We start from the raw sequence: 16,463 nt of genomic DNA on the forward strand, positions 1-16,463 counted from the left end.
GGTGGTGCACGGGAGCTGGGGCCGCTGCTGCCGAGCGGGCAAAGAGGGCGTAGCTAGGATCGGACACACGCACAGGTGCACACGTCGGCCGCTCCGCCCGGGAAACCATAGGCACTATAGGCATCATAGGCGGGCAGGATCTTGGCGTTCTGATAGCCCCCAGCGCCACACCCACTGCGAAGCGCGCCGACGTGTCGCTAGGCGCAAACCCGGTAGGGCGATCCCGAAGCTCAGGATCGATGGCGGCTCCGGGACGGTGGCGGTGACCGCTCCGGTAAAGGTGCGCCCCAGTCGGTGTCACGCCCTAATAGTGCGTGAATCAGCCTTTTGCATCAGTGCATTAGCGGCCTAGGCGTGATCGTGCGAGTGGCGCGAACAAGCCATTCGGGAAGGCTGCCAGATATGCTTCAAAGTCAGACGGCCGACCGCCAGATACGGCAGATTGCCAGAACAATGCCTCGACATTTATGTTGCCTATAATATTCTGATTTTCTATGGTCACCGAGTTGACCGGCGTCTGCGATGCTGGGACCATAAATAATTCGCCCGTCAAAGATGAATGATCCCAAGGTACCTGGCGGCTACCGGTGTTTGAAACTACCGCTTCTCTCACCCGCCGCATCATCAAGCCGACTTCCAACCCAGGGGTAAGCAGGTGATCGGCCAGAGCATTGGTAAAGGGGCTATTGTCGCCATTTCCATCCAGCGCGACATTACCGGGCTGTGTTGCGTAGGCCACCAAGGTCCCGAGCCCGCTCTGAACCGGAGCAAGTCCGATACCAACTGTAGCGGATCTGGTCCCCATTGCCCTAGAGAAACTTCGTACAAGAGGATTATCCCGGCACGCATCCAAAAATATTATATTCGCAGAAGAGGAAGATTCCATGGCCCGAAGTATCGCCGAGAGGGGAACGGCCTCGAATGCCAAGTCACTTTCTCTTTCAAGTTTCGCATCTATAGGCAATAAATAATTATCTCCATTCACTTGTATACCATGACCTGCGTAAAAAACCAGCCCAATTGCCGTGCCGTCCAGTTTCGATATAAACTGTCGAATCAAAGATTCCAATGTCGCGCGATCAGTGTCATATCCAGTGACAACATCGAAGCCCGCAGATGAAATAATGCCAGCCATTCTCCGAGCATCATTAACTGGATTTCGTAGCGAGGAACTGAACCTGTAATTCCCATTGCCGATTACCAGCGCAACTCGATTAACTCGGATCGGATTGGTGTTCGCGGGATTATTTTGTATCGACGACTGTGGCAGTGATGGAACGTGTGGCCTATGCCGCACTACCGGGGGAGGTCCTTGAGCGGTCTGGTTTATTGTCGGTTCGGTATTCACTCTTGGCTGATCGTTCACCGCCGTCTGAGGCCTACCGGAGACAGGCGCCCCTCCGGACAACGCGGGTCGGCCCGTAGTCCCCGACTGACCGAAATGCTCTGATCGTTGAGGATCGGGCAGTGGCGCCGAGTTACGCAGAGAAGTTAACAATTCTTGAGATACAAGCCCGGTCTGGGTTACTTGGGAACGACGTTGAAACTCGATAATCGCCGTTCGAGTCTGTGGTGTGACCGTGCCATTCAACGGACCTCGATACAGACCCACCCGTCTCAGCTCCCTCTGCACATCAATGCGACGTTGACTCTCTTCTCTTGCCCGAGCCGTCAAATCATCCGTGTCCATGCGCTGACGGGGTTCTACTTGAGTGCTGCCGGGGCTCGTACCTTCGACGGCTGTTGCCGAAGGCTGTGTTACGCCGCGGAACGAAGGATCGCTTCTGCTCAACATGAGTCGAGCACTGCACAACCTGAGAGAAATATTACTCCGATCAAGTTCTTCTCCGGAAATGCGAATTTCGGTAGACGCCACGGACCTACCGGACAAATTTATGGTAAATGCGCGCATAGTATCTTCGGCCCAAACCGAAATGCGCGTTCCGTCGCTTCGGAAAGTCCATCTCCTCTGGCTATTTTCCCACGAACCGGAGCCATTTTGCACAGAAAAGGTGTGTGTGCGCTCAAGTTCTGGAGGGAGTAATGGATTCCCGGTGGAAAATGGGCTTCCGCCCATCAGTTGCGCCGAACCGCAACTCAAGACCATCGACCATTGGCCATCCAAGCTATTCGATGCTTGTGCGCTCGAAGTTGTTGGCCAAATGACGGCAAAGGTCAGTAGCAAAAAATCTAATGTCGCCAAAATCCTAGAATGGCGCATTGTGACCTTCTTTGCCTGTCGGGTCTAACCTGGATGGAAACTGTAGGCTGGGCTGCCCTAAACAAGCAAGCGATGTCGCGCCGGCCGGTACATGAAGGCCGGCGTGATGCTGGATGATCTGCGCGACGCGGCGACGGAGGCGGTCGGTCTGTTCCCGACGCGCGGCCCGATCCGATCCAAGCGCCTCATGGCCGCCTTGGACTCCGTGAGGCGGGCGCTATTGGGCGGCCGCCCTCCGTCCGCTTGCCACGGCATCACACGGTCCTGGAGCGCGCGCCCGGCAGCCGGCGCTGCCAGAGCACGACATCGCTGATCCGCAGGTATTGCTCCGTGACGGAGCACCATAGGATGCGGAGGAAGTTTGTTAAGTGACAGAGCGACAGGTTTCGCTTCGTCAAGGTGCCGAGGCGCTATAGTCTTGAACTCGCCGAGTTTGCGCGGAGCGAAGACAATGGGCTGGACGATGGACAGCGTTATTTGCGCTGGAATGTTCTTTGGTTTTAGCTTCAAAGCTGTCGGGGGCACGCTTGACTCTTCCTACTGCGCATCTGTCCAGCAGCAGACAGTGAGCAAGGAACTGAACGTGCCCGGCAAGCCCTTCATCAGCCCGAAGACGGCGGACGAAATTGTCGCCATGGCGGACAAGGCGGGTTTCGTTTCGACCGGACCAGACGCGGGTTCTCGTCAATGTGTAGCACTTGTAAAGGCCGTTGTGCCGGCGCTCGGTCCCTCGTCGGGCTGGTGCATGCTTGAACGGGTCACCAAAGCGAACGTCGCTAAACTCCTGCCGGGAACCGTCGTGGGATACGGTTTCAGCAACCAGGGGAAATACGAAAGCAAGGAACACGGCAACCACGTCGCGATCTTTGTCTCGGTCAGCGGAGATTCTTGGGCGATCATTGATCAATGGCACCATAAAAAGACAAAAGTAGAACAAAAAGCAATTAAGCACGAGGAAAAGATCGAGAGACGGGAGTGGTGGACCGTCACATTGTGCGACCCCGAAAAGAAATGACGTCGCATACTCTCAGCCTCGTGCACCATTCTGGAGCCACACGGCCGGGATCGCCACGACCGGTTGCTTGCCGTGGTGCGATCGGCAGGGGCGCGACGTGGCGCAGATCCTCATTCGGGAGCGGCATGCGCGGCCGTACACCGGTCGCGGCGGCGTGTTCTCGGTCTCTCTATTTCGTATCCCCTTCAAGGGCCGCGGCTAGAAGCCCTTCAAGTTCCTCCCGAGTAGAACCCGTTAGCCTTCCAAGACCAAGAGCCTCGGCCATGGCACGTATTGCATCAGGCTGAGCCTGGAAGGCCTTTGCAAAGCCGAGCTTTTCCGGATAAGGCGTTTCCGCCCACGGGCGCGGCTCCCCGCAAATAGCACGACCGCGGAATGGAACGATTGACGCTTCAACTGCGCCCGCGATCCAGACCGTCTCCTCGCCATCGCCAGCAATGGCGATATGCCCCAACTCTGTCGCCACATCGCGCACGACCCGGACAATTTCCCGTCCGGTTCTTTGGAAGCTGTGCCGTCTCGCTACTAGCCGCGCGAGGCGGCGTAGCATCACCGGTGCCTCCGATGCGATGATCGGGGCGATCATGGCCGCGAGCACGGGGGCGTATTCCGGGTCGTAGAACCTGGCGGGATCGGGCGCTGGGACTTCCTCCATCGAGATGATCCCCCCAGCCCGAACTGCACTGACGAGCACCGATTCAGCGGGCATACGTGTCGAAAGGGCAGGAGCATCGCCATACGCCTCCCGTACGACGATGATCTCCGCCCCGGGCTCCTCGCGAGGTTCAACCACATCCGCAGGCAGATCCGCCTTCGGGGCTACCGCCTCTGCCATCGCACGGTTGGCGTCCAGTAGTGCATGCAACTGGCCGTCGAGCCGAACAAGACATGCTGTGGGATCGAGGAACCAATCAGTCGACCACAACCGCAAAAGGTGCCAGCCTAGCTGTTCTAGGATGACGTGCCGAACCCGGTCGCGGTCGCGCGCCGAGGGCGAGGAATGGTATGTCGCCCCATCGCACTCGATGCCGGCGAGGAAACGACCTGGCGTATCGGGATGCACTATCCCCAGATCAATGCGGAATTTCGATACGCCCACCTGCGTGCGCACCTCCCAGCCGTGTCGGCGCAGGCCATCGGCCACTGCCATTTCAAAGTCGCTGTCGTAGCCGTACAGGCCGGCTGTCGCCGTCACGGAAGCGCCGAGAGCCCGTGGGCCGCGCTCGGCGAAGTCTAGATAGTGCTTCAGCTCCTGGACCGCGCGAGCCGAGCTACGCGTAAGGTCAATCATTTCCGGCCCGAAGCTCGCGAAAATCATCACCTCGCTGGTGGCGCGTGTGATGGCGACGTTCAGGCGGCGCTCGCCGCCCTGCCGGTTCAGCGGGCCGAAGTTCATCGACATGGTCCGCGCACCAGGCTCGGTCGGTCCGTAGCCGATGCTGATCAGAATCACGTCGCGTTGATCGCCTTGCACCGTCTCCAGATTCTTGACGAATACGGGCTCAGCCGCGCCCTCGCCGAAGAAACGCTCTAGGTCCGGATCGGCACGACGTTCCGCATCGAGCAAGTCCTCGATTAGCCGCTGCTGCTCGCTGTTGAGCGTCACAACGCCGATGGACTTTCCTGCCTCCCCTGGGTCTCGCAACCTGCGGACCAGCTCGGCGATCAGAGCCTGAGCCTCGATTGGGTTTGTGCGCGATTTGCCCTTGGCATAGACGCCTTCCACCCGACGCAAGCTGACGGCGCTCTCGCGCGTATCGGCCGCAGGATAGGTCACCAGCGATGCGTCGTAATAGGCGTGGTTAGAGAAGGCGATCAGGCTCTCGTGCCGGCTCCGGTAGTGACCGACCAGGCGGTGATGCGGCGCGCGCCCGGCGAGCGCCTCATCGAGGATGCTCTCGAGGTCCTGCGCGTCGCCATCCCCCTCTTCGTCGCCAGCCGCCTTGTCGAAGAAGCTGGTGGGCGGCATCTGCTTGGGATCGCCGACCACGATCACCCGCCTACCCCGCGCAATGGCGCCGATAGCGTCGGGGACTGTGATTTGCGACGCCTCGTCGAACACCACGAGGTCAAACATCGACTGATCTGCGGGCAGGAACTGCGCTACCGACAGCGGGCTCATCATCAGGCAGGGTGACAGGCTCAGAAGGCTGTCGCGCATCTCGGAGACGAGCTGGCGAACGGGCTTGTGGCGCGCCTTCTTCTGCAGCTCGCGTGACAGCACGCCGAGCCCCGCCGGCGTCACCGGCGAATCCTTGCGCGGGATCGCCTGGGATAGTGTTGCGCGGACATAACCAGCGGTAATGTCGGCAAGCTCACTATCAAGGGCGCGAAACGTCTGGATAAGCGCTTCGTGGGCGACCGCTGAGAAGCCACGCAGCTCCGGCCGCTGATCGATCATCAACGGCGCCGCCCAGCGGCAATAAGCGGTACGAAAGGCCTCGGCGGCCCGGTCCGAAGCGACCGAGCCAGCCTCCAGCGCCTCGATCAGGCGGCCGAGGCCGGCGTGTTCTGCCGCGCGCCGCGCGGCGATCCAGGTGCACCAGAAGTTGAGCCGGGCTGTCCGATCGGACAAGGCAGCGGCAACCCGCTCCGCATCGCCCGGGGTTGCGTCCTCCGCCAGCGCTGCCTCTACCCGGAGGGTCCCGAGAGCGTCGAGGAATGGGCCGACGGCCGCTCGGAAGGCCATGGCGGCAGACGGGATCGCCATGCCCGGTTCGAGCAGCTCACGCCCTTCGGACAGAAGGCGCCGGAGTCGCTCGCGCAGCGCGACGAGATCGCCGCCGTTTCCGGCTAGCGCAAGCAGCGCTGCGCGCGCCTCCGCGCCGGCTTCAGCCACTAGGGCCAGGCGAGCCGGATCCGTATCGAGGCCATGTGCGGGAACGCTCGTCGGCATCCCGGCCAGTACTTTCCTCGCCTCCGATGCCCGCGCCTGTGCCGCGGCTAGGGCCTCGATCGCCGCCTCCGTCGATTCTGACTGCGGCCAGCCCAGCTGAGCCTCGATCCCGCGGCGCAGATGCTTCAGCGCTCGGCCGCGAAACAACCAACTGCGCGCCGTCGCTGCCGCGCGCAGCTGCATCCAGGCGGCGACGGGGGCGGATGCGAGCGCCGCATCGGTCGCTGGCGCCGGCAGCGCCTGTACGGCCGAACGGTAATCCTTCAGTGCACGGACGGACGCTTCGATCGCTTCCAACCCTACTTTGCCATCTGCGCCCAGCGCGAAGCCCACGTCGACAGAGGCACAGCGCGAGAGAACCTCGGCCAGCAGGCCGAGCGCCATGGTGGACGCCAGTCCGTCATCGTAATCGAGCCCAGTGCGGGCGGCGAAATCGGCTCGCGTTCGCCGCATGGCGCCGAGCGTCCGGGTAAAGGCCTGGGCAGATTCGAGCACGCGTGTCGTCCACGCGTAGGACCACTCGGCCTGCCCGATCCCAGCAAAGACCGTCCGATCTTCGGTCGTAATCTGGCCGAAAGCGAGACCGAGCCGCCGAGAGCAGTCGATCAGTGCCTCCAGCGCTTTGGGCGTAGGCGCTCGGTCAGAACGCGCGAGGTCAGGGCCCCAGTCCAAGGCGACCGGATGGATATCGGACCAGCGTGCTGCCCGCCCGATTGCGTCGCGCGGACTGATGCCCGCGGGCCCCGGCGAGTGGAGCGCGCGGACGAGGCCGTTGAGCTGCGTACGCACTTCGCGCAGGGCCTCGGCCTTCTTCGCCCATTCGATAGCGGTGCGCTCACCGGCGCTGTTCCAGGCCGCGCCCAACTGCTCCAGCACGGCGCGCTTGCTGGCCTTGCTGGAGTGCAGCTCCAGGCAGAACGCACCGAGACCGCGCTGCTGGAGCCGCCGGTGCACAACCTCCAGTGCTGCCATCTTCTCAGACACGAACAGCACCTTTCGGCCACAGGCGAGGTTGTGGGCGATAATGTTGCCGATGGTCTCGGACTTGCCGGTGCCCGGCGGCCCCTCCAGCACGAAGTCGCCTTCGCTGGCCGAGGCGTGAATGGCTACGATCTGGGAGCTGTCGGCGTTCAGCGGCGCGAAGAGTTCCGCAGGGTCGACACGGTCGTCGATCTCGCTCGTGGCCAGGAACGACGCGCCACCCTGATAAGGCTCCCGCGGGGTCTCGATTAGGTGACGGACGAAGGGCGAACCCTTGAGGGCCTCGCTCCGGTCAGCCAGGTCCTTCCACATGAGATATTTCGCGAAGGAGAAGGTGCTGAGCGTCACCTCCTCCATCACTTCGAAGCCCGGCGTGTCGCGGATGCGCGACCTGACCAGGCTCCACACCTTGCGCACGTCGACGCCCCTGTCGTCCGTCGGAAGGTCTCCCGAGAGTTCCTGCAAGGGGATCGCGAATTCCTGCCGCAGCATCTCGATCAGCGTCAGGTTGAAGACAGCGTCGTCCTCATGGCTGGCCAGATAGGGCTTCGATGCCGCACTCCTGCGCTCCAGCCGCACCGGAAGGAGGATCAACGGCGCGCGGTAGCTTCTGGCGGTCTCCCCGATGGGACGCCACCTGAGCGAGCCAAGCGCCAAGAACAGCGTGTTCGATCCCCCCTCCTGAAGGTCCGATTTCGCCTTGCGGAAGAGCTCAAGAACCCCACGCTCGAGCGTCTTGGAATCCACATTGGCGATGACCTGATCGCGCTGCAGCGCATCGCGTGCAATCTGCTCGGCAAGATCATCGCCAGTCTGTAGCAGCCGCAGCTCGGCGTCGGGAACGCTGTCCTCCGAACGCCGCTCGGTTGGCGGAATGATCGCGATGCGTCGCCCCTCCGCGATTCGGTCCTCCAGCGCGGCCGGGTCGGGACAGAAGAGCGGGATTGCCGTCGCCGAAGGGCGGAGGTTCAGCAGACGGTTGCGCCGGGTCAGGTCGAGCAGCTTCCGCATCCAGAGATCGACGCGTTCGGCGGGCGTTTCAGGTGGCCGGCTCTCGCCGATGCCGAGGTCAAAGCCCGGAAGCTCCGGCGGCGCTTCCACGACGGCCACGCCGGGCTCCTGCAGCTCGGCCGCGGAAGTGGTACTGCCCTGCTGCGCCAGGGGGTGAATGCCGCGTCCTCGCGCCTGCTTCACGTCGAGCGCGTAGACGAACTCGGCTTCCCGCTCCTCGGCAATCCGTCTCCGCGCCTCGGCGGCCGCCTTTGCGAAAGTCGCGGGCCTCGAGCCGGTCGCGAGCGTCGTCTCGAACAAGACGAGCTCCTTCTGGTCTACCGCTTTCCGAAATTCCGACGCGTCGTCGACGGTTGGGGTGGGGAGTGTCTGCGGCTGAAGCCAAACCCCACAAAAAGCGTGCCCGCGCGTGAAGACGATGATGGGATTCAAGCCCATCTGCTCGGCGGCGGCGGCGAAGAGCAGGGACGTATCAAGGCAGGTCGCGAGCCCCTGCGCCTCGATGTCGGAAGGCGTGCGCACCTTCTGGCCGGCCGTCTCGAAACTTGCCGGGGGTTCGGAATAGCTGAGCCGCCGTGCGCAGACCGCGGCCCAAATGGCCGCGAGCAACTCCCAGACGCGGGTTCTGGATCGTCTTTGATACCCATCAAGCGCGCCGTGCCTCCCACTCGCTTCGAGGGCGCGTGAACCTTCCTTCAGCAGGCGTGACACAGCCGGATCGTTCGGCATCACGAAGGCAGCCAGAAGTTCCGGCATGGCATTCGAGCCACCCCATTCATTGCGGGCGAGCGCATAAATTGAAGTGTCCTGACGAGCCAGAAGCTCGTCGCCGATCAGGAGTTCAAGCGACAGGTCCGCGCGCACCCGCTCCGTTAGGCCATCCAGCAGGCCTCCTGCCAAGTGCACACGACGATCCCGGATCCTCGTCTCCGAGCGTGCGTCAATGCGATCGATTGACCAGATACGTGGCGCGAATACAGGGGGCTCCACGCTTAGACGCAGCGTCAGGCCTTCCAGAAGATCATCGCTGCCGTTTCGGACGATCAGAGCCGCGACAATCGGCAAGTCGCATTGATGGGTGGCAAAAGAAATGCGGGCCACGATGTCGCCGCTTACGGCGAAGCGGGCAGCCGCCTCAGCGGCGCTCAATACCGATGCCTCAGCTTCCAAAACACTGCTCCAACCCGCAGCACGCCATAATCAGCAGCAGTCGGGGAGGAAGTCTCACACCAATCGGCTTCGTCGATAAAGTCCAATCTGTAACACGTCGGCTTCGTCGATAAAGTCCAATCTGTAACACGGAAGATCTGTATCTAATATTCATTCCAAATGATGTTCATTAGGGAATATCAGGGGATCAGGCTGGCGCCTTGGGCGTTCCTACCTGCGGACTGGTTTGAAGTCCCAGACTGATCAGCCGCCGAATGGCTTCCGGGCGGGTGGGCCGATCCGTCTGTGCATCTCGCCATGCGTCAAGCGACTCAATTTGTGCCCGCTCCATGCGGACATTAACCGCCTCGCTGTCTACGCGAGGACGTCCTAGATGCGACTTTTTAGCGCTAGAAATGCTTGACATCAGGAGCACTTTATAGCGTCATAAAGGCGGGCCGCAACAGCGTTGCGACCGCTGCGGCGGCCCTCACCACAACCCAGATGATGGAGTCATCAGGACCATGGCTATCCGACAGAATAACACACGCGGCGGAGCTTTGCCCGCTGCATTGACCGGCTTTCCCGCGGCGTTCGGAACCGGCATCGACCAGACCGTCGCGGACCTCATCCTCTCGGCCGAGCAGGCGGTGGCTACCGCCGAAGCCAAGGCCATGGACAAGAAGCGGCGGGGCTATCTCAGCTTCTGGCGGGAGGAGAGCCATGGTGGCGTGGGCGAGTACTGCCACTACGAGCGCCTCGTGGACGAGAGCTGCAAGGTGCCCGAGGCCGATGGGCGTTTCGCCTGCTCGCGCGAGAAGCGGCTTTCGGCGGCCGGATGGCGGTTCCTCCCGCTGCCGAAGCTGGTGAAGCGGGCGGGCGAGGCCATACACCGGCCGCCGCTCGAATGGGATGTCTTCGCGGGCTGGCTCGCGATTCCGCCGGAGGGCAGCGAGGACGCGGCGCGCAGATTCCCCAAGAAGGGCGACGCGATGCGCTGGGCGGAGGCACGGGCATGAGCGCGCGCAGCTTCGTCTGGCCGAAGCGCCAGGACTGGACGCCCCCGGCCTCGCCTCCGCCGCCCCCGCCACCCGCCAACGGCTTCAATCGGCGGGCTGCCCTCATGGGCAGCGCGGTTGCAATGCTGGCCGCGCCCGCCATCGAGGGTGCTGTCGCGGCGCCCCATCCGGACGCCGAGCTGATCACGCTTTGCCGGCAGTACACGGCGCTGACGGATCAGATCCGCGCAGCCGTCAATCGGATGCCCGATCACTTCGATTGGCAGCAGGAGAAGGTCTACGACGCGGAGCACGTCACTCCGCTGGAGCAGATGCAGTCCGAGCTTCTGGAGCAGATGGAGCCGATCCGCGCGCGGACGCTGGCCGGGCTCCTGGCCCGCGTCGAGCTGACCGCGAAGGAGTACCCGCATCTGATCGAGCAGGACGGCGGGGAAGACACCATGATCGCTGCCATTCTGCTCGACGGGCTGGCGCTGAAGGCGGGAGGCGCGCCATGAGCATCCCGGCCCCGAAGCGCCGTTCCATGGAAGAGCTGAACGGTCTGGAGCAGATCGTCTTCCGCGTGCTCTTCAACATCGAGATCGAAAAGGCCTGCGGTGAAGAGACCATCGCGGTGCCGTTCATGCGGGCCATGGCCGCGCTAGAAAAGCACGGCGCCTTTCTTCGCGATCCGATGAAGGAGGCCGCGTGATGGATGCGGCCCAACACCGTGCGCTGAGCGAGGCGGACCAGGAGCCAGGGCGCCTCCTCCTGCACTTGCACGACGACGCCCATCGTCTGCTCGATCTCACCGCCTTCGCCGAAGCGGCGTGGGAAGGCGTGTTCCTCAAGCGCGAGCAGGGCGGCCGTGCTCGGCAGGGCTTCGCATATCTGCTCGCGACCATCTCCGACACGGCCAAGGATATCGAGGATCGCATCCGCGAAATCCGCGGTCTTCCGCTGGATGAATCGGAAGCCGGAGCGTGAAGGAGGGCAGTGGGTGGAGCGCTCCCGAAGGCAGCGCGGGCTTCGACCACTTGGTTCCGGCCCCCTGCTTGTCCTGCGTCCTGCAGAAGATGGGGTGCGACAAGGCGAAGGGCTGGCGGGCTCCGAAGTGCCCGCTGCTCTCCCTTCGTCATAAGGCGAGCTCCCAATCAGGGCACCGGCGCGCCGCTGGCACCGGCTCGGCCTGATCCGGTAGCATGACCTCGGCGGGGCAGGGTTGGCCGACCCGCGCGGAACCTCTGCCCGCGCAGCGCCGTCGAACTCCCGGGCATTTGAGATTGCGGCGGTATTCGGCAGAATACGCTTGTCAGCGTTGGGTGCCGACATGTAAATTCTCGTCATCCGCCGCCGGGAATCGGGCGCTACGTCGAGACCGAACGCATCGGTCTAAGGCTGCCGCCGAGCCAAACGGGCGTCCCGCTCCATCCGAGCGTCATCGGTTGTTCGCTCCAGAGGCGTCGCTCTGGGAATTCGAACCCATGAGGCCGGATCATGCGCGAAGCGCACTCCCTCTCCGAAATCGTTACGAATTTTCCGCCGCGCGTCGATAGGCGCACGGCCGCCAAGCTGGTCACCGATCACTTCTTCCCGCTGAGCGTCCGGACGTTGCCGGAACTGCCGCTCGCCTGGAAGGTCGTGAACCGCAAGGCGTTGGTCGAAACGCAGGATCTGATTGCCTGGGCTCAGGCGAAGCTGGATCAGGCTCCGACTATCCGCGGCGGACGCCGCGTCCGTGTCGAGCAGGCGGCGGCATAATGGCACGCCGCATCAGCACCACGGCGAGCGGCACGACGCTGCTCGGCGCCATCAACAGTCCCTGAACGCAAAACGCCCGGCGGTTAGGCCGAGCGTTCGCGAAAATTCAATGGTTACCAGCAACGCCTATTTAGCCGTTGGACTCGCGTCGTTCAAGCCGATCCGCACGGGCTTTATGGAGAAGCCCAATGACCAATACTCGATACACTTCACGGCCCCATCGGCAGCACAGGCCCGAGGATCCCGTCAGGACGCCGCTGGCGGCTTCCGCGGAGCCGCCGCGCCTCATCCTGCTTCCGAACGTCGCCGAAGACTCTGGCGGCCCTGTGTGCGGCCTAGCGACCGGTCATCCGCGCCGCCAGCACATCCGCATGTTCTGGAGCGTGGCCGCGGCGCTCGCCGCGCTCAGCTCCGCCAGCGGGAGGAGCATGTGAATGTCGGTGAACGCTTCGCATGGGTGCGCGCCGTGATCGCCGCACAGCCCCGAGCCACACTCGCCCAGGTCGCCGTCGCCGTGACGTTGGCTGAGCACTACAATGACATCCGCGGTGCCGCCTGGCCCGCGCAGAGCACCATTGCGACGCTGATCGGTCGGTCGCGCCGCACGGTTCGTGAGGCGCTCGACGGTTTGGTCGCTCGTGGATTCGTCGAGCGCATTAGCGACGGCGGCCCCAAATCAAGCGCTCGTTTCGCCCTGATCCTCCAATCAGATGGCGGGACGTCCCGCCCGCAGATGGCGGACCGTCCCGCCATCGGATGGCGCCCCGTCCCGCCACTTGATGGCGCCCCGTCCCGCCACGAACAGGTATCCCGTAGCGAAGCGGTAGGGAAACCGTATTCCGCCGCTAGCGCGCGCTCCCCTTACGGGTCGCGCGCTGGCGGCGGGGGTAAGGCTCAGAAATGGCGGAACGCGGCTAACCCCGCCATTCCGCTGAAGCTCTGAGGAGGCGGGCATGGCGAAAGCAAAAGCCACGACCGTCCCTCAGCCCACCTTCGCGGACTGCAAGGCGGAATTCTGGGACGAGGAAAACAACAAGCCCGATTGCCCGACACCCGACGATCTCGAGGATTGGGACGTGATGCAGGCGGCGAAGAGCCACATCGCGTCCGTACATCGGTGGCTCGATATCCAGGAAGATCCAAAGGAGGCGGAAGCCCGCACCGAGTATGCTGCGCATGCCGCGTTGTACCTCAGCGGCATCTTTCCCCACGCCAGGGTGAATGGGCCGAGTTTCGCGGCGGCCGCCGGCGAAGAGCTGGGCCGGTTCAGCGCCGACATCGTGAAATTGGTGGCGGAGAGGGCGCGGCGAACGTCCAAGACCCTCCCCAGCATCGCACAGCTGTTGGAATGGGCAGAGGCGGAACATCAGCGCCGGACGGCTCAGTCAGCCGCCTACATTAAGGCGCTGGCCGCACGAGACATGGCGCTGGAGAAAGGCCGCAGAGGTGCTGAAGGCTTCGTAGAGCAGGCCGTCAACGCTGGCGTCGGCGATGTGCCGCCTGCCGGCGATTTGCTGGTCATCCACGACAGTCTGGTCGGAACTCCCATGGGGATCGAACCGACCCACTCCCCCCCACGGCGCGATCGATCCAGACAGGTCCATCGCCTCTTCGGACTCTTCGCATTTGGGCTCGACGATGCCGCGCACTTCGTGTTGGCGGCTGGCGCCGAACTTCGCGAGTTGGAGCGGGCTGCCAAGGCAGCCTGTGACGAGGCTGACGGGGCAGAAGGCACCGCCGCCGAGGACGAGGCGGACGCGAAGTGGCGTGCGGCTCGGGACGCTCGCGACCAGGCCGTCGAGAGATGGCGCCACCGGCTGGAGGCGTTGCTTGCCGGCGATGATGCCCGGCGAGGTCAGCAACGGCCTAGCGGCCACTATCGGCATGCGGAGGCCGCACCATGAGCGACCTCTCTGCGACCGGCCGGCGCCTGGCGAAAGTGCTGCCTCTGCTTGGCAGTGACCAGCCCGGCGAAGTCACCGCAGCGGCGGCCGGCCTCGTCCGGGTCCTGACCGCCTCCGGGATGGACCTGAATGACCTGTCTGCACTGCTGGCTGCCGAGATGGAGCGCCGGTCCAAGCCTGCCTTCACCTTCGCCATGCTGGCCGCAAAGACCGCCCGGAAGCAGATCGCCCTCCTCGCATGGCGCGAGGGCGTCTCGGTCGCCGAACGCGCCCGCATGGAGCGCCAGCGCGCCTGGCTGCTCGGGAAGCCCGCCACGGCACGGCTGCCAGACAGCGAAATCCAATGGCTCGACGCCCTTTGGCTGAAGGCCTTCGGAGGCGCCCCATGACGTGCTCCGAGGACGAGCGAAACCCACAGCAAAATGAGGATCGGACACGTGATATCGACGCAAAAGAAAACTATCTATGATATATTTTCTTGGAAGCTTTCTAAGGCGATGCCTCCGGAGGTGACGACATGAGCGCTTGCAGCGGAGCAGAGAGAGCAGGCGGCCAGCCGGCCAACCTTCTGTGCGGTCGGGCCGGCGATGACGGCGAGGACGCGTGGATCTGGGGCGGCGGCAAGATGTCCGTGGCTGAGGTGCCGAAAGACGCGATGCCCCGCATCTGGCCGCGCCTGCTGCCGATCGTGAAGGCCGCGCTCGATCACGGTCATGGCGAGTACGAGCCGGAGGACGTTCTGGCAGCTTGCCAGTCCGGACAGTGGCGGACGCTGATCGCCCACAGCCGGGCGAGCTTCGGGCGGTCGCGATCTGCGGTGTCGTGAGCTACCCGCGCAGCCGGCACCTCTGGGTCCACGTCGCTGGGGGCGACGGTGCCGTTGACGGTGTCGCTGCGATGATGCCGGCGCTTCACCAGCTTGCCCGCGAGGGCCAATGCGATCGGATCGGATTTCAGGGACGGAGAGGGTGGGCGCGCTCCGGCGCGCTTCCCGGATGGCGGCATTCCGCCGACATCGTGACCATGGAGGTAGAGCAATGAGCGGCGGCGGCAGCAACACCCAGACACGGACAGAACAGACGAACACCGCCCCGTGGGCCGATCAACAGCCCTACCTGCGGCGTGGGTTCGCCGAGGCGGAAACCTGCTCAACAACGAGCAGGCCACCGGTGGCCCGCAGTATTACCAGGACAGCACGGTCTCGCCCTATGGGCAGCAGACCATCTCCGCCCTGGGCAACATCTCGAACTATGCCGGCGCCGGCACGAATGCGGGGCTGGTGAGCGGCAGCGCCTCGGGCCTCGCGACCGGCGGCGCCTATGGCATGGGCGGGTTCCAGGGCCTCATGAGCGGCGCCGCGAACCGTGCCGGCGGCTCGACGCTGAACAGCATTGCCAACCAGGCCGGCGCCGGCTCGCTGGCCGGGGCCGGCACGCTGTCCAACACGGCCAACGGCAACATGCTGGGTCGGAACCCCGAGTTCCAGGGCATGGTGGACAACGCCATCATGGCCGCAAGGCCGAGCGTGGACGGCGCCTTTGCTGCCACGGGGCGACTGGGCTCCGGCGCGCATGCGCAGGCTTTCGCGGACAGCGCCAACCGCGCCGCGACGGGCCTGGCCTATCAGGACTACCAGAACGAGCGCGGGCTGCAGCAGCAGGCGGCCACGTCGCTGGCCGGGCTGGACCAGAACGCCATCCAGCAGCGCCTCAGCGCGGCCGGGCAGCTCGGGCAGATGGATCTGTCGGGCTACCAATCGGCCATGCAGGGCGATCTCTCGGCGCGGCAGTTGGGATTCCAGGGCCTCGGCCAGGGCCAGGACATGGCCTACCAGAACCTCGGCGCGCAGCAGGGCGTGGGGCAGGCCTACGACAACCAGTCGCAGGCCTACCTGCAGGATGCGATCAACCGGTGGAACTGGGAGCAGAACGTGCCGCGCGAGCAGGTCAGCAACTACATGGGCCTCGTCTCGGGCAACTACGGCGGCTCGAGCAACAGCACGACGGCCATGTCCGGAAGCAGCGGCAATGGACTGCTTCAGGGTTTGGGGGCTGGAGGCAGTGTGCTTGGGGGGCTTGGGCAAATGGGCGCGTTCGACCGCGGCGGGCTCTTCGGGCGGGGCGGGCTCACAAGCGACCTGTTCAGCGGCATCGGAAGCCTCTTCACCCTCTCCGACGCTCGCGCAAAGGAGGACATCCGGCGCGTCGGCGAGGCCGACAACGGCCTGCCGATCTATGCCTATCGCTACAAGGGGCAGCCCACGACACAGATTGGCTTCATGGCCCAGGAAGTCGCCCAGGAGCATCCAGAAGCGGTGGGAGTGTTCCCCGGCGGATTCCTGGGGGTGAATTACGATCTGGCGACGGTCTGACGATCCCCATGTCTGAAACTACAAAACCCAAACAGTCGCACGGCTGGCAGAAGGGAGAATCCGGCAACCCGGCGGGGCGGCCCAAGGGTGCCCGTCACGCCGCCCTGCTGGCTCTCGACGCGATTGGGCAGGAAGGCGCTGCAGAGGTCATGCGGC

The 16,463-nt window shown here is 64.0% G+C and carries 14 protein-coding genes; 12 read left to right on the forward strand and 2 right to left on the reverse strand.

Annotated features, from left to right (window positions below; translation table 11 throughout):
* Positions 1-340: 340 nt before the first annotated feature.
* Positions 341-2,221 (reverse strand): caspase family protein, encoded by a 1,881-nt coding sequence (locus tag AC1ROY_RS04695; protein WP_493147419.1) that lies wholly within the window; start codon positions 2,219-2,221, stop codon positions 341-343.
* Positions 2,222-2,672: 451 nt separating this feature from the next.
* Between AC1ROY_RS04695 and AC1ROY_RS04700 the strand changes: the two genes are divergently transcribed.
* Entirely contained in the window at positions 2,673-3,236 is a 564-nt protein-coding gene (locus AC1ROY_RS04700; RefSeq protein WP_493147420.1) for a BPSL0067 family protein, read from the forward strand.
* Between the two features lie 169 nt (positions 3,237-3,405).
* On the opposite strand, the gene proA is transcribed toward AC1ROY_RS04700, so the two are convergent.
* Complete coding sequence (gene proA, locus AC1ROY_RS04705; RefSeq protein ID WP_493147421.1) at positions 3,406-9,273, reverse strand: anti-phage protein ProA; 5,868 nt, start codon at positions 9,271-9,273, stop codon at positions 3,406-3,408.
* A gap of 572 nt (positions 9,274-9,845) precedes the next feature.
* Between proA and AC1ROY_RS04710 the strand changes: the two genes are divergently transcribed.
* From AC1ROY_RS04710 to AC1ROY_RS04760, 11 genes are all read left to right on the forward strand, one after another.
* The gene (locus AC1ROY_RS04710) at positions 9,846-10,292 is read left to right on the forward strand and encodes a hypothetical protein (protein WP_493147422.1); all 447 of its coding nucleotides are present in this window, start codon (positions 9,846-9,848) and stop codon (positions 10,290-10,292) included.
* The gene (locus tag AC1ROY_RS04715; protein WP_493147423.1) at positions 10,289-10,789 is read left to right on the forward strand and encodes a hypothetical protein; all 501 of its coding nucleotides are present in this window, start codon (positions 10,289-10,291) and stop codon (positions 10,787-10,789) included. The genes AC1ROY_RS04710 and AC1ROY_RS04715 overlap by 4 nt, the downstream gene beginning before the upstream one ends.
* Positions 10,790-10,815: 26 nt before the next feature.
* Positions 10,816-10,983 (forward strand): hypothetical protein, encoded by a 168-nt coding sequence (locus AC1ROY_RS04720; RefSeq protein ID WP_493147424.1) that lies wholly within the window; start codon positions 10,816-10,818, stop codon positions 10,981-10,983.
* Positions 10,980-11,258, forward strand: a complete 279-nt coding sequence (locus tag AC1ROY_RS04725) for a hypothetical protein (RefSeq protein WP_493147425.1) — start codon at positions 10,980-10,982, stop codon at positions 11,256-11,258. Before AC1ROY_RS04720 ends, AC1ROY_RS04725 begins: the two co-directional genes overlap by 4 nt.
* 510 nt (positions 11,259-11,768) lie before the next feature.
* Positions 11,769-12,032: a hypothetical protein gene (locus tag AC1ROY_RS04730; protein ID WP_493147426.1), complete on the forward strand. Its 264-nt coding sequence runs from the start codon at positions 11,769-11,771 to the stop codon at positions 12,030-12,032.
* Between the two features lie 430 nt (positions 12,033-12,462).
* Positions 12,463-12,975 (forward strand): helix-turn-helix domain-containing protein, encoded by a 513-nt coding sequence (locus AC1ROY_RS04735; protein ID WP_493147427.1) that lies wholly within the window; start codon positions 12,463-12,465, stop codon positions 12,973-12,975.
* A 10-nt stretch (positions 12,976-12,985) separates the two neighbouring features.
* Positions 12,986-13,936, forward strand: coding sequence for a hypothetical protein (locus AC1ROY_RS04740; protein ID WP_493147428.1), 951 nt, complete (start codon positions 12,986-12,988; stop codon positions 13,934-13,936).
* Positions 13,933-14,325, forward strand: coding sequence for a hypothetical protein (locus AC1ROY_RS04745; protein WP_493147429.1), 393 nt, complete (start codon positions 13,933-13,935; stop codon positions 14,323-14,325). The genes AC1ROY_RS04740 and AC1ROY_RS04745 overlap by 4 nt, the downstream gene beginning before the upstream one ends.
* Before the next feature lie 128 nt (positions 14,326-14,453).
* On the forward strand, positions 14,454-14,762 hold the full coding sequence (locus tag AC1ROY_RS04750; protein WP_493147430.1) for a hypothetical protein: 309 nt from the start codon (positions 14,454-14,456) through the stop codon (positions 14,760-14,762).
* Between the two features lie 267 nt (positions 14,763-15,029).
* On the forward strand, positions 15,030-16,307 hold the full coding sequence (locus tag AC1ROY_RS04755; RefSeq protein ID WP_493147431.1) for a tail fiber domain-containing protein: 1,278 nt from the start codon (positions 15,030-15,032) through the stop codon (positions 16,305-16,307).
* Positions 16,308-16,315: 8 nt separating this feature from the next.
* A partial coding sequence (locus AC1ROY_RS04760; protein ID WP_493147447.1) for a DUF5681 domain-containing protein occupies positions 16,316-16,463 on the forward strand: 148 nt, incomplete at its 3' end.

The organism is Roseococcus sp. GW821-FHT12F05, from assembly GCF_058806835.1.

What these genes read in the sequence shown, in the direction of transcription:
- AC1ROY_RS04745 (WP_493147429.1), top strand. Translation starts at nt 13,933, where the DNA reads ATGAGCGACCTCTCTGCGACCGGCCGGCGCCTGGCGAAAGTGCTGCCT.
- AC1ROY_RS04750 (WP_493147430.1), top strand. Translation starts at nt 14,454, where the DNA reads ATGAGCGCTTGCAGCGGAGCAGAGAGAGCAGGCGGCCAGCCGGCCAAC.
- AC1ROY_RS04695 (WP_493147419.1), bottom strand. Translation starts at nt 2,221, where the DNA reads ATGCGCCATTCTAGGATTTTGGCGACATTAGATTTTTTGCTACTGACC.
- AC1ROY_RS04700 (WP_493147420.1), top strand. Translation starts at nt 2,673, where the DNA reads ATGGGCTGGACGATGGACAGCGTTATTTGCGCTGGAATGTTCTTTGGT.
- AC1ROY_RS04730 (WP_493147426.1), top strand. Translation starts at nt 11,769, where the DNA reads ATGCGCGAAGCGCACTCCCTCTCCGAAATCGTTACGAATTTTCCGCCG.
- AC1ROY_RS04720 (WP_493147424.1), top strand. Translation starts at nt 10,816, where the DNA reads ATGGAAGAGCTGAACGGTCTGGAGCAGATCGTCTTCCGCGTGCTCTTC.
- AC1ROY_RS04715 (WP_493147423.1), top strand. Translation starts at nt 10,289, where the DNA reads ATGAGCGCGCGCAGCTTCGTCTGGCCGAAGCGCCAGGACTGGACGCCC.
- AC1ROY_RS04740 (WP_493147428.1), top strand. Translation starts at nt 12,986, where the DNA reads ATGGCGAAAGCAAAAGCCACGACCGTCCCTCAGCCCACCTTCGCGGAC.